The 13,010-nt window shown below is 38.6% G+C and carries 13 protein-coding genes; 11 read left to right on the forward strand and 2 right to left on the reverse strand.

Features of this window, described 5'->3' with window-relative positions; genetic code table 11:
* Positions 1-41: 41 nt before the first annotated feature.
* From KBP46_RS21805 to KBP46_RS21845, 10 genes are all read left to right on the forward strand, one after another.
* Positions 42-689 carry a hypothetical protein gene (locus KBP46_RS21805; RefSeq protein ID WP_216444161.1) on the forward strand — a complete coding sequence of 216 codons (648 nt, stop codon included), beginning with the start codon at positions 42-44 and terminating at the stop codon, positions 687-689.
* Complete coding sequence (gene ureE, locus KBP46_RS21810) at positions 679-1,188, forward strand: urease accessory protein UreE (RefSeq protein WP_216444162.1); 510 nt, start codon at positions 679-681, stop codon at positions 1,186-1,188. Before KBP46_RS21805 ends, ureE begins: the two co-directional genes overlap by 11 nt.
* Entirely contained in the window at positions 1,181-1,873 is a 693-nt protein-coding gene (locus KBP46_RS21815) for an urease accessory protein UreF (RefSeq protein ID WP_216444163.1), read from the forward strand. The genes ureE and KBP46_RS21815 overlap by 8 nt, the downstream gene beginning before the upstream one ends.
* A 122-nt stretch (positions 1,874-1,995) precedes the next feature.
* A complete protein-coding gene (gene ureG / locus KBP46_RS21820) occupies positions 1,996-2,634 on the forward strand; it encodes an urease accessory protein UreG (protein WP_047094673.1) in 639 nt (212 codons plus the stop codon).
* Positions 2,635-3,423: an urease accessory protein UreD gene (locus KBP46_RS21825; protein ID WP_062674606.1), complete on the forward strand. Its 789-nt coding sequence runs from the start codon at positions 2,635-2,637 to the stop codon at positions 3,421-3,423. It abuts the gene before it with no gap.
* 163 nt (positions 3,424-3,586) lie between these two features.
* Positions 3,587-4,003, forward strand: coding sequence for a hypothetical protein (locus tag KBP46_RS23935; RefSeq protein WP_253297106.1), 417 nt, complete (start codon positions 3,587-3,589; stop codon positions 4,001-4,003).
* A 92-nt stretch (positions 4,004-4,095) separates the two neighbouring features.
* Positions 4,096-4,287 carry a hypothetical protein gene (locus KBP46_RS23940; protein WP_253297107.1) on the forward strand — a complete coding sequence of 64 codons (192 nt, stop codon included), beginning with the start codon at positions 4,096-4,098 and terminating at the stop codon, positions 4,285-4,287.
* Positions 4,288-4,504: 217 nt separating this feature from the next.
* Positions 4,505-5,392: an urea transporter gene (locus KBP46_RS21835; RefSeq protein WP_123279483.1), complete on the forward strand. Its 888-nt coding sequence runs from the start codon at positions 4,505-4,507 to the stop codon at positions 5,390-5,392.
* A 156-nt stretch (positions 5,393-5,548) separates the two neighbouring features.
* Entirely contained in the window at positions 5,549-7,795 is a 2,247-nt protein-coding gene (locus KBP46_RS21840) for a TonB-dependent receptor plug domain-containing protein (RefSeq protein WP_216444164.1), read from the forward strand.
* Between the two features lie 193 nt (positions 7,796-7,988).
* On the forward strand, positions 7,989-8,879 hold the full coding sequence (locus KBP46_RS21845; protein WP_062674616.1) for a helix-turn-helix domain-containing protein: 891 nt from the start codon (positions 7,989-7,991) through the stop codon (positions 8,877-8,879).
* A 131-nt stretch (positions 8,880-9,010) separates the two neighbouring features.
* On the opposite strand, the gene KBP46_RS21850 is transcribed toward KBP46_RS21845, so the two are convergent.
* Both KBP46_RS21850 and KBP46_RS21855 read right to left on the reverse strand, forming a co-directional pair.
* Positions 9,011-10,117 (reverse strand): DNA topoisomerase IB, encoded by a 1,107-nt coding sequence (locus KBP46_RS21850; RefSeq protein ID WP_216444165.1) that lies wholly within the window; start codon positions 10,115-10,117, stop codon positions 9,011-9,013.
* A 201-nt stretch (positions 10,118-10,318) separates the two neighbouring features.
* Entirely contained in the window at positions 10,319-10,756 is a 438-nt protein-coding gene (locus KBP46_RS21855) for a DUF6526 family protein (protein ID WP_123279485.1), read from the reverse strand.
* Positions 10,757-10,970: 214 nt separating this feature from the next.
* On the opposite strand from KBP46_RS21855, the gene KBP46_RS21860 reads away from it, so the two are divergent.
* The gene (locus KBP46_RS21860; RefSeq protein ID WP_216444166.1) at positions 10,971-12,740 is read left to right on the forward strand and encodes an aminopeptidase P family protein; all 1,770 of its coding nucleotides are present in this window, start codon (positions 10,971-10,973) and stop codon (positions 12,738-12,740) included.
* Positions 12,741-13,010: the final 270 nt, after the last annotated feature.

The following is a 13,010-nucleotide window of genomic DNA, read 5'->3' on the forward strand; positions in this document are numbered from 1 at the left end:
ATCAGACCCTATTTTAAAACAATTATAGAACTAAGTGTAAAATGAAATATTTAAATAAAACAGTTGTTTCTCTTGCGATAGCTGGTGTATGTATACTTTCAGGAAATCTGAATGCCCAGTTTTTGGGCGGACACAGGCTTAAAAGTGATGAAGACGGACCAAAAGGGCAGTTTATGGTGTACGGTTCATTAGACTATTCAAAACTTACAACACCATCAAGCAGCAGCAGTACCGTTTCCAGTGCACCGCTTGGAGTAGGGTACTTCATCAATAATAATGACCTTGTCGGAGTTAATTATGCTTACTCGCAGAATACAGTGGACCACAATGTAGTTTACAAACAAAATGAAGCGGGAATCTGGTATAGTCCTTCAGTAATGCTTGGAAAATATTTTATGTTGATTGGTCAGGTGGATGCCCACTATGTTTGGGGACAGCAACTTTCAACAGCAGCGGATGCTATGCAGAATTTTAACGGATTCCGTCTTCGTGCCTATCCTTTGATCGGAATAGTATTAGGAGGAGGCTGGGCCCTGAAATTCAAATTTGCAGAACTTTCAATGCTTCAGACCAAAACAAAAGAAGAAGGCTGGACGAAAAGGTACGTAGCAGGAATCAGCGGTTCAACATTCGGGGTGGGAATCTCCAAAAACTTAGACTTCAGAAAAAAAAACAAAAATGATCATTAATCAAATCATAGGCAATCTTGCTGAAAATCCTACGGAGAAAACCATAGACTATCTTGATCTGGAATGGTTTGAAACCACCAAAAGAATCCAGCGTAAAAAAACCAGACAGGGAACTGATGTTGCCATCAAGTTTCTCAGAGAAGGGCAACGCTTACGGGAAGGAGATATTCTTTTTGAGGATGCCGAAAAAATAATTGCAATCAACATTCTGGAAACGGAAGCTATTGTGATGTCACCAGTTTCACTGCTGGAAATGGGAACTGTATGTTATGAGATCGGGAACAAGCATATTCCGCTTTTTATTCAGAATGACAAAGTTTTGCTCCCTTTTGAAATGCCGATGTTCAGATGGCTGGAAGCAAGTGGTTTCAAACCGGAGAAACAATCTGTGAAACTGCTTAATCTTCTTAAATCTAATGTAGAGCCTCATGGACATGGAAGTATCGGCTCCACAATCTTTACAAAAATCTTAAAAATGGCGGCTCCGAAAGATGAATAATATAAATTTCCTGTCAGGATTGCTTCACCTTGCAGATCCTACACTTCCCATCGGAGGATATACCCATTCCAACGGACTTGAAACGTATGTGCAGGAAAGAATTGTACATGATCTGGCAACCGCGAAAGAATTTGTACAGAACATGCTTCAGTACAACCTTAAATTCAATGACGGTGCTTTTGTAAAACTGGCTTATGATGCAGCACAAAAGGGAGATTTGCAGCAGCTTTTAGAACTGGATAATGAATGTAATGCTATAAAATGTCCAAAGGAAATCCGCCAGGCGAGCCAGAAACTGGGTCTCAGACTGATTAAAATCTTCAAAAGAAGAGAAAATTCTCCTTTTATGGAAGCTTTTGAAAAAGCAGTTCAGCATAAAGAAGCCAATTCTCATTACTGTATTGTGTTTGGAGTATATGCGTATCTGATGAAAATTCCTTTGTACGAAGCACTTTTAGGATTCTATTACACTTCGGTTGCCGGGATGATTACCAATGCAGTAAAATTAGTTCCTCTTGGACAGCTGGATGGACAGGATATTCTATTTTCACTCTATCCCGTCATGGAAAAAACAGCTTTAGAAACTATAGATCTGGACAGAGATATGGTGGGACTTTGTAATACGGCCTTTGATATCAGGTGTATGCAGCATGAGAGGCTTTATTCAAGACTTTATATGTCGTAGAAGGTAAAAGGTAAAAGAGCAAATTGACGAATTGCCCATTGAGTGAAACGTCCTTGCGATCGAAAAATATTCACAAAAAAAAACTTAGCGCATATAGCGTTAAAAAGTAAAATTTAAATAAAATGGAAAACAGAAAATATATAAAAGTAGGAGTAGCAGGACCTGTAGGTTCAGGAAAAACTGCATTATTGGAACGTTTAAGCAGAAAATTATTCGGGACTTATGATCTTGGAGTCATCACGAATGATATTTATACCAAAGAAGATGCTGAATTTATGGCGAAAAATAGTCTTCTTCCTCATGACAGAATTATCGGAGTAGAAACAGGAGGCTGTCCTCATACCGCCATCCGTGAAGATGCAAGTATGAACCTTGAAGCGGTAGACGAACTGGCAGCACGTTTTCCGGAAATCGAACTGGTTTTGATTGAAAGTGGAGGTGATAACCTTTCAGCGACATTCAGCCCGGACCTTGCAGATGTTACCATCTTTATCATCGACGTAGCAGAAGGAGAAAAAATCCCTAGAAAAGGAGGTCCTGGTATTACAAGATCAGATTTACTGATCATCAATAAAATTGATCTTGCCCCTTACGTAGGTGCCAGCCTTGAAGTGATGGAAAATGATGCCCGAAGAATGAGAAAAGGAAATCCTTTCGTGTTCACCAACCTCAAAACAGATGAAGGACTGGATAAAGTAATTGGTTGGATTAAAAAATATGCCCTTTTAGAAGAAATTGAAGAACCGAATTTGGTAAGATAAATGGATAGTCATTTAAAAATTATTGCAGGATTTAAGGGAGGAGAATCCTATGTGAAAGACCTTTATGTCTCGCTTCCTTTCAGAGTAGTTTCTGTTGGGCAGCGAAAAAGTGACAAAAAGCTCTATCAGATGGTGATGAGCTCCTCTCCGGGAATTCTGGATGGAGATCACTATCATTTGGATGTTGCACTTGAAAAAGGAGCTGCGCTTCAGTTGCAGTCACAATCCTACCAAAGGCTTTTCAACATGCAGAACAAAGCGCTTCAGGAACTCAATGTTTCTATGGAGGATGAAACTTCTTTCGCTTATGTTCCTCATCCGATTGTTCCTCACGAGGATTCCAACTTTAAAAGTAAAGCCAATATTCATGTCGGTAAAAACAGTCAGATCATCATCAGCGAGATTATTACCTGTGGGAGAAAACATTATGGAGAAGTTTTTAAACTGAAACGTTTTCAGAATATCATGGAAATCTATCATAACAACAAGCTTGTGGTGAAAGATAACGTTCTGATTCAACCTGACATGATCCCGATCAGCAGCATCGGAAATCTGGAACAGTATACGCACCAGGGAACTCTGATCTTCTATAGTACAAAGGAAAATGTAGACAAAAATGGATTGATTGAAGAGATTGTTGAAGCCGCCGCACAGCACCATGAGCAAATGGAAGTAGGGGTTTCTGCAATGGATGAAAATGGTTTTGTAGTAAGAGCTTTGGGACATGGAGGAGAGTTGATGTACAACTTTTTCCTGCATATTCAGGAGATTCTCTGGTCGTTGGAGTAAAAAGAGGTCCTTGTCAAGGTTCAACCTCATGATGATTCGTCTACAAAATTTGAAAGAAGCATATTCAATAGAAGCGGGCTTTAGACCGCTTAACAAAAAGAAATCTTCCATTGGCTTCAGTCAAAACTTAATAAAGAATCTGAAATAACAGAATTAATAAAAAATGGATAGTACAGTTTGGGCACTTCTTGTAAGCGCCGTTTCAATAAGTTTTATACACACCGCTTCAGGACCGGATCATTACCTGCCTTTCATAGTGATCTCAAAATCTAAGAAGTGGAGCGGCATGAAAACAGCCATATTAACGGTTGTCTGCGGTTTCGGACACGTATTCAGTTCTCTGATTTTAGGTTTTATCGGCGTTTTCCTCGGATGGCAGCTGAATAAAATCTCCTGGTTTCAGGATATGAGAGGGAATTTCTCAGGATGGGCACTGCTGATCTTTGGCGGTGTTTACCTTGTGTACGGCCTCATTCAGGCGATCAGAAACAAACCGCATAAGCATTTTGATGTAATGGGTGATGATGTGTACGTATACGAACATAACCACAGCGAAATCGTAATGCCTCAAAAAGAATAAAAGTAACACCGCTTGTCCTGTTCATGATTTTCGTGATGGGACCAAGTGAACCTTTGATCCCCCTATTATTTTATTCAGGAGTAAAACATTCCATGTCTGAAATTGTTGTCCTGGTAACTTCTTTCACAGCAACTACAGTATTAACCATGCTTGGGATGGTTCTTTTGGGGCGTTATGGTTACTCAACATTATTCAATACCGAAAAACTTGAAAGATATATGGGAGTAGTAAGTGGAGCAGTAGTAACTGTGTGCGGAGTTGGAATGGTCTTTCTTGGATGGTAAACGGGTTTCGGGGTTTGGGGTTTCGGGATTCGAGCGGGAGAGTTTGAGAGTTTTAAGGTTGAAGAAAAAATTAAAGCTGAAAAAGAAGAACTGTCAATCTCATATCTTTTATCTTAATCTAATCCCCGCAACCCACAACCCACAACTCGTAACTCGCAACCCGCATCTAGCAACGAAAAACAACCCACAACCCCATTATTAATAAATTAAAAAAACTATGGACGAATTTTTCAAAAAACTGCCTTTTTTAGACAATATTTTAAAAGGAATCGGGCAGATTATGCTCCAGGAAAACAGATGGACAGGACTTCTGTTTTTAATAGGAATTTTTATGGGAAGCTGGCAGTGCGGAGTGGCGGTATTGCTTTCAACAGCAGCCGGAACTTTTATCGCAATGAAGCTTAATTATGACAAATCTGAAATCAATGCGGGACTTTATGGTTTCAGTGCAGCTCTTGTCGGGGTAGCATTGGCATTTCTGTTTCAGACAACAATACTGATCTGGATTTTAATAGTTTTGGGCGGTGCATTGGCGGCTGTTATTCAGCATTTCTTTATCCAAAAGAAAATACCGGTGTTTACTTTTCCTTTTATCATTATTACATGGATATTGGTATTTGTACTCCATCATTTTACCAATATTCCACCTTCTGAAATGCTAAGCAGTGAAGTGGTTCCTTCAGAATATGATGACTTTCTTACCTGTACCAATGGCTTTGGGGAAGTGATATTTCAGGGAGGAGTGCTTTCCGGGATTATTTTCTTTCTGGCTGTTTTTATTAGCTCTCCGATAGCTGCTTTATATGGATTGGCAGCGTCTATTTTGGGTGCAGGATTATCACAGTTGAATGGCGAACCTATCAAAGAAATCCACATGGGATTATTTGGTTTTAATGCAGTGCTTTCCGCAATTGTTTTTTCCGGAGTCAAAAAAACGGATGGTTTATGGGTATTGATCGCCGTTCTCATTACCATTGCCATTGATGATCTTTTAATAGACAATCACTGCCTGGATATGGTGGGTGGAGTATTTACTTTCCCATTTGTAGCCGGAACATGGATTACACTTTTGATTCAAAAAATATTTCTTAAAACAAAAAAATAAAAAGCTGGAGAGTCTTAGAGTTTAAGAGTGAGACAGTTCAATGTTTAAGGTTTTTCATAATGATTGACAATTCACTTGCGAAGCAAAATTCACCATTGATATTCCTCTAACTTCTAACCTCTGGTTTCTAAAATCAAAATATAATTAAACTAAAAAATGAAAGTAACAAAAATAGCAGCCGTATTTCTGGCTATGGCATTCAGTGGAAAAGTAATGGCGCAGGAAGCAGAAAAACAGTTGCTGATTAAAGATGCAGATGACAAATTTCCCATTGCCGATGCTTTGGTAAAATATGACCACGGAAACAGCCATACCCACACAGGAACAGACGGAACATTTGCCGTTTCTGTAAAATCCCTTCCTGATACCCTTGTGATCAGCCGTCAGGGATACGATGAGGTAAAATGGGTGGTGACCAATGATGATGATAAAAATAAAGTTATTTTTTTACAGCATAAGCCCTTTCAGATTTCTGAAGTAGCCATCAATCACAGTTCATTTCTGTCTGCTATTACAAAAGTTGATCTGAATAAATTTCCGGTCAATTCAGCGCAGGATCTGTTGAGAAAAGTTCCCGGATTATTTATTGCACAGCATGCCGGAGGAGGAAAAGCAGAACAGCTTTTTCTAAGAGGATTTGATGCGGATCATGGTACCGATGTAAGCGTCAATGTAGACGGAATGCCTGTGAACATTGTTTCTCACGCCCACGGTCAGGGATATTCTGATTTACATTTTGTGATTCCTGAAACAGTAAACAATATCGATTTTGGAAAAGGAGCCTATTACATGGACCGTGGGGACTTTAATACCGCTGGTTATGTTGATTTTCAGACCTACAATGGCTTGAAAAACAGTATGATTAAACTGGAAGGAGGTTCTTTCAACTCCAAAAGAGTATTGGGAATGTTCAATATTCTGCATGATGATCTTGGTAGAAAGAATGCGTATGTGGCAGCGGAATACAACTATACCGACGGACCTTTTGATGTAAAACAGAATTTTAACAGGGTTAATATCTTCGGTAAATACAATCAATGGCTGACTGACAAAGATTACTTCAATATCCAGTTCTCAACATTCAATTCTTCATGGAATGCTTCCGGACAGATTCCGGAACGTGCTGTAGACGAAGGAATCATTGGCCGATGGGGAAGTATAGATCCTACTGAAGGTGGGAAAACTTCCAGAACAAACCTCCAGATGAATTTTAAGCATATTATTTCTCCTTCCGAGCAGATTGATGCGATGGCTTTTTATTCAAAATACAATTTCAACCTGTATTCCGATTTTACCTTTAATTTAAAGGATAAAGATCATGGAGACGAAATTCAGCAGACGGACGGAAGAAATATTTACGGTGCTGAAGTAAAGTATACAAAGACTTTTTCTTTTGCCAACAGCTCTTTAAACTGGACTTCAGGAATCGGACTAAGGAATGATGATATTAATACCTTACAGCTTAATCACGTTTATCACAGAGACCTTCTGCTGGACAGACTATCCGATGTGACAGGAACGGAAACCAATCTTCATGCCTATTCAGGATTGATATGGAAGACAGGAAAATGGACCATCAATCCAGCTTTGAGAGTGGATCATTTTATATTTAATATGCACAATCTGCTGGATGTGGAGCAATTACCTTCCGGACAGTCGAAAGAAGCAACAAGACTGAGTCCCAAACTGAATTTTTCCTATGCTCAGAATGACAATGTCATGTGGTTCCTGAAAACAGGAATGGGTTTCCACTCCAATGACCTGAGGGTTGTAGTTCCCAATAAGAACGAAAACACCCTTCCGTACTCCATCGGAGCGGATTTTGGGGTAAGATTACACCCGTTCAAATCCTTGATCATTACTCCGGCATTATGGTATATGGATCTTCAGCAGGAATTTGTGTATGTAGGAGATGATGCAGTAGTAGAACCTTCGGGCAAATCAAGACGTTTTGGGGCTGATCTTGGTGTTCGTTTCCAGCCGTTGGAAAATTTTTACCTGAATGCAGATATCAATTATTCCCACGCCAGATTTACCGAAGAAGAAAAAGGTCAGGACTACGTTCCACTGGCTCCGGTAGTTACCAGTACCGGATCTGTCAACTGGGACTTCCTGAATGGTTTTTCTCTGGGACTTCAGTACAGATATCTGGGAGCAAGACCCGCTGTTGAGGATAACAGCATCAGAACAAAAGCCTATTTTGTGAATGATTTGATGCTTTCCTATAACCGTCAGAAATGGGGAGCGAATATTCAGATGAACAACCTTTTCAATGTAAAATGGAATGAAGCTCAGTTTGCCACAGAAACGCAGTTAAAAGGAGAAGCAGAACCCATTACAGATCTTACTTATACACCAGGAAGTCCTTTTGGAGTGAGAGTAGGAGTGTATTATAAGTTCTAAACATGAGAGTGGGAGAGTAGTAGAGTGAGAGGGTGAGAGAGTTTGAGAGTAGAAGGGTTGAAGAGAGTAAATTATGGGTTTCGGGATACGTGTTTCGGGGTCTTTACTCTTTCCACTTTAGCTTTTTCACTCTTTTACTTACCTCCTTTGCTTTAAAATATTTTGTATAACTTTAAATAATCATAACAAGGATATGGAAGTACTATCCAATTTTCAATATAAAAAGCTCTTTCTTCCGAATATTACGGATAAGATATTGGCTAATAATGCTGATATACAACTGTATCGGATAGAAAATTATCTTAAAGGTATTCTGATGCCGGTGATTCCGTATCGTACAACGTTCAATTTTATTATTTTCGTTACCAATGGCCATATCCGACAGTATCTTGAAAATAAAGAATATCATGCGGAAAAAGGAGGCGTGATCTTTATTAAGCAAGGAACAATTACCGCAACTGTTGAATTATCAGACGATATTGAAGGCTTCTTCCTTGCTTATGAAAATAATATTCTGTCTGAACAGGAACTGCCAAAACATAAAAGCAGTATCTTTTTCATGACCCCTTTCCTTAATCTGGATAGCCTGACCTACGGAACCATCACACAGCTTCTTCCGATAATGGAACAGGAATTATGGTTGAATAATCTCAATGTGAATGATGTCGTTGTGACAATGCTTCATTTGATTCTCATCAAAATGCTGAGCACAGATTCTGATACTCATCACAAATCTGCAACCCGTCCCATGGAACTGTCTCTTCAGTTCCGTGATCTTTTGTTTAAATATCATGTTGGGGAAAAGAGAGTAGCTTTTTATGCTGATAAACTGTCCGTTACGGAAAGTTATCTGAATAAGTGTGTCAAAGGGGTTACTCAAAAATCTCCAAAACAGTGGATCAATGAGATTGATATCAATTACAGCAAAGCATTACTTCACTCCAGTAAAGATATTGCAGAGATTGCCTACGAACTGAATTTCCATACCGCATCCCATTTTACCCAGCTTTTCAAAAAAATTGCAGGAATTACGCCAAAGGAATACAGGGTTCAGTTTTTGAATAATAGCAGGATTTCAGTCTGATATAAAGAATCGAATTTGCGTAATGTCAATGGTCAATTTTTGCTGCGTAAGTGAATAGTCAATGATGCTGAAGTACAGAATAAAAAATTCACTGCGAAGCAAATTCACCATTCACTATTGATTGGTCTCCCTTACATCTTTTCATTTTCCAGAATCTTCAGCACCAGTCTTTCTTCTTTTGTAAGATCGGCTTTTCCGTCATTTTCTTCTATCACTTCCAGTTCATCAAGATATTTTTTGATACTATTATTCTCATAAAGGTTAATGACTAAAGGATGAACATAATACTTTTTGCAGACAGCCGATGTATTTCCCAGGTTTTCTGCCACGATATCCAGGGCTTCTTTTACCTTCTTTTTATATTCAGTGTCATTTTCCGCATATCCGATTTCTTTAAAAGCGATCAGAGCACTTACGGTTCCGGACCATGTTCTGAAATCCTTTGCTGTAAAATCTTCACCACTGATATCTTTGATATAGTCGTTCACCATCCCTGAATCTACAGAATGACGGTTTCCTTCATCATCAAAATATTGAAAAAGTTCTTTCCCGGGAATATCCTTGCATTTCTGAATAAGCCTTGCCAGCCTTGGACTCCTGAGGTCGATTTGATGCATGACACCTTTCTTCCCTTTAAAAGAAAAAGAAATTTTTTGTCCTTTTACCTTTACATGTTTATCCTTTAATGTGGTCAGGCCAAAAGAACCGTATAATTTTTCATATACATTATTTCCAATACGGATATTGGTTCTTTGCATAAGGCTTACAATTAAGGCAAGGATTTTTCGTTTCTCAAAATTTCTCAGGGCAAGATCCTGTTCTATATGCAGACGGATGTCCGGTAATGCATACCCGAACTGAAGCATTCTGTAAAATTTTGTATGATTTCTTAAAGCACTCCACAGAGGGTGGTAGCGGTACTGTTTTCTTTTTTTTACATCAAAACCTGTTGCCTGAAGATGGCCGTTATCAAGAGCACATATCCATACATTTTCCCACGCAGGCGGAATTACCAGTTTATTGATCCTGGTAATTTCTTCTTTATCCTTTATTTTTTCTCCGTCCTTATAATAGGAATATTTCTTTCCGGTTTTCTTACGGGTAATTCCGGCGGTTTCCGCATCGGTGGTATATACGAGATGTACCGCCTTTGCAGAAGCTTCCGGATCCTTCATTATTTTAACAATTTTTGAAGGCTTAAGGTGAGAAATCATCTCCAAGTCTGTATTCTTCTCCATAAAAACATGGTTAAGAGTTTTTACCCTTCGAAAAAATCAGTAAAAGAATTCCTACTATCACACAGACTAAGATTATTCCCCACCACATTCCTGCCTTAAAAATCGTTTCTACGGCTTCACAACTTGTGAGTGTCAACAACATTAATATTGTAATACTGTAAAAGCTCCATTTTTTCATAGGTGTCAATTTTTGTGGGTGTACTAGATTCGGAGCCGGTCAGCTCTCCATTTTTTGATAGACCTTTTAATTTCATCTCCTGAGATGTTTTCATGCAGTGCTCTGTATAAAAGCTCTTTGAATTCATCATCATAGGTAAATCTCAGGGCAGCAATCTGATCGAATTTCAGTTTCTCAGCAGTTTCATCAGACCTTTTATTGAAGATCTCAAAATAACGCTGTTTAAATTCCAGAACTACCATGCGGTTTTGAAGTCCCAGTGCATAATGCTGCCTTGTCATAAATGCCAGATAAAAAAGCAAAAAAATCACGACAGAAAACAATATCCAGATCAGTTGATTTCCGGGGTCGTCCCAGATTTTATAAATTCCTAAAATCTCCAATATAATGAGCAATGGAAGATAAATAAAATGATGTGGCGGATAAAATTTCCTGTGGTTATTATAGTTTTGCTGTTTCATGAAGTAGAATGCAGCAATAATCCTTCCAAAAATTTATTATTTTAATAATGTGGTAGTTTTTTTTTCTTAAAAATGATTTATTTTATTAAATATGTTTAGTGGTTTGATTTTTTTAGACCTCCTTAACAATAAAGAATTATTAAGCAAAATAGCAGGTAGATTTACTTTCCTACATCAAATTTTTTGTAACTTTCGGTGGTTAAAAATAAAAAGAATGACTTCAAAGGAAAAAGTTGCTGCGCTTCGTGAAGAAATGCAGAAAAATAATGTTGATGCATTTATAGTATATTCTGCAGATCCGCATATGAGCGAATACCTTCCTGAAGAATGGCAGGAGAGAGCCTGGCTGTCAGGTTTCTTAGGTTCTGCCGGTTTCGTGGTGATTACCAAAGATAAAGGTGGACTTTGGACAGACGGAAGATACTTTACACAAGCTGCTATTGAACTGGAAGGTTCCGGAATTGATCTTTTCAAAGATGGAATGGAAGGAACTCCTAATTATATCGACTGGATTATTTCAGAAATTCCAGCTGGTGGTAAAGTGGCGGTAAATGCTGTTGCAGCTTCTCATGCTAACTGGGAACTGCTTTCTCAAAAATTCAATTCCAAAAATATTACACTTGCTGATGCTCCGCTTTTAAAAGAAGTATGGAAAGACAGAGGAACTCCATCTGCTAATCCTATTTTTGTTCATCCGGTAGAAAGAGCTGGTAAATCAGTATCCGATAAAATTGCTGCAATCCGTCAGAAAATGGAAGAGCAGGAAGCTACCGTACACATTATCTCTAGTCTGGATGATGTGGCATGGACACTGAATTTGAGAGGAAGTGATGTAGAAAGCAATCCGGTATTCTTAGGATACATTGTGATTACTAAAAATGATGCTGTTCTGTTCACAGGATTAGAAAAGATGGAAGTGGCTGCAAGAAAACAAATGGATGATTCCTTTGTAAAAATGATGCCTTACGAAGAATTCTATAATTATCTGAAAACTTTCAAAAACGAAAAAGTTTTGGTTTCTCCGAACAGCAACCAACAGATTTTTGAAACATTAAAATCAGACAATCAGTTTATCAAAGCTCCGGTTCCCGGCAACCTGATGAAAGCTCAGAAAAACGAAGCTGAGCTGAATGGTTTCAGAACAGTAATGGTAAGAGACGGAGTAGCAATGGTGAAATTCCTTTACTGGCTAACGCACAATGCAGGAAAAGAAGCCATGAATGAATATTCTATCGGGCAGAAACTGAGAGGATTCCGTGCAGAAGGTGAAAACTTTGTCGGAGAAAGCTTTGGTTCTATCGTTGGATATAAAGATAACGGTGCTATCATGCACTATTCTGCTAAAAAGGAAGGAAGCAAAGAAGTAACGAACGCGGACACAATCCTGGTAGATTCAGGAGGCCAGTACCTTGAAGGAACTACAGATATTACGAGAACTTTTGCCTTAGGAACCCCTTCGGAAGAGTTTAAAAGAAATTCAACATTGGTGCTACAGGGATTGATCCGTTTATCTATGGTGAAATTCCCGAAAGGTACAAAAGGAGTACATCTTGATGCTATTGCAAGACTTCCGCTATGGATGGAAGGTAAAGATTTCAACCACGGAACAGGACATGGAGTAGGAAGCTTTATGAATGTACACGAAGGACCGCAAAACATCAGAAAAGATCTGAATCCTCAGGAACTTCTTCCGGGAATGGTTTGTTCAAATGAACCCGGATACTATCTTGAAGGACACTATGGAATTCGTCATGAAAACCTGATTGCAGTAAAAGAAGCAGAGAAAACAATTCACGGAACATTCTATGAATTTGAAACATTAACATTCTGCCCGTTCTTCAAAGATACCGTGGTGAAAGAGATGCTTTCAGAAAGTGAAATCGCATGGCTGAATGGTTACCATAAAACTTGTGAAGAAAAGCTTGCTCCACACCTGGATGGAGAAGTTAAAGAATGGTTCCTGCAACTGGTAAGCCCTCTTTAATAAACATTCAAAGGTGAAATCAGGTGTCAATCATCACTTTAAACCTTGAATGATAAACATTAAACTGGATATTGTTAGATAATCCAAAAGTCCTGTAAGGTATTTCCTTCAGGGCTTTTCTTTTTATACAACCGTATTTTTACGGATATAATTTTAGGGATTCCACTGATGCATAAAAAATAAGGTTCACCTATCTTTGTTACAACAAAACATCATTCATATCTTCATAAATAACTCAAGTAAATTCAAAACGGTAGATCATCTCGTCCT

Origin of the sequence: Chryseobacterium sp. PCH239, assembly GCF_018924625.1 — a bacterium.
GTDB lineage: Bacteria > Bacteroidota > Bacteroidia > Flavobacteriales > Weeksellaceae > Chryseobacterium > Chryseobacterium cucumeris.

Excerpts from the sequence above, each read along its gene's own strand:
- KBP46_RS21805 (WP_216444161.1), top strand. The coding sequence starts at position 42 with ATGAAATATTTAAATAAAACAGTTGTTTCTCTTGCGATAGCTGGTGTA.
- ureE (WP_216444162.1), top strand. The coding sequence starts at position 679 with ATGATCATTAATCAAATCATAGGCAATCTTGCTGAAAATCCTACGGAG.
- KBP46_RS21815 (WP_216444163.1), top strand. The coding sequence starts at position 1,181 with ATGAATAATATAAATTTCCTGTCAGGATTGCTTCACCTTGCAGATCCT.
- ureG (WP_047094673.1), top strand. The coding sequence starts at position 1,996 with ATGGAAAACAGAAAATATATAAAAGTAGGAGTAGCAGGACCTGTAGGT.
- KBP46_RS21825 (WP_062674606.1), top strand. The coding sequence starts at position 2,635 with ATGGATAGTCATTTAAAAATTATTGCAGGATTTAAGGGAGGAGAATCC.
- KBP46_RS23935 (WP_253297106.1), top strand. The coding sequence starts at position 3,587 with ATGGATAGTACAGTTTGGGCACTTCTTGTAAGCGCCGTTTCAATAAGT.
- KBP46_RS23940 (WP_253297107.1), top strand. The coding sequence starts at position 4,096 with ATGTCTGAAATTGTTGTCCTGGTAACTTCTTTCACAGCAACTACAGTA.
- KBP46_RS21835 (WP_123279483.1), top strand. The coding sequence starts at position 4,505 with ATGGACGAATTTTTCAAAAAACTGCCTTTTTTAGACAATATTTTAAAA.
- KBP46_RS21840 (WP_216444164.1), top strand. The coding sequence starts at position 5,549 with ATGAAAGTAACAAAAATAGCAGCCGTATTTCTGGCTATGGCATTCAGT.
- KBP46_RS21845 (WP_062674616.1), top strand. The coding sequence starts at position 7,989 with ATGGAAGTACTATCCAATTTTCAATATAAAAAGCTCTTTCTTCCGAAT.
- KBP46_RS21850 (WP_216444165.1), bottom strand. The coding sequence starts at position 10,117 with ATGGAGAAGAATACAGACTTGGAGATGATTTCTCACCTTAAGCCTTCA.
- KBP46_RS21855 (WP_123279485.1), bottom strand. The coding sequence starts at position 10,756 with ATGAAACAGCAAAACTATAATAACCACAGGAAATTTTATCCGCCACAT.
- KBP46_RS21860 (WP_216444166.1), top strand. The coding sequence starts at position 10,971 with ATGACTTCAAAGGAAAAAGTTGCTGCGCTTCGTGAAGAAATGCAGAAA.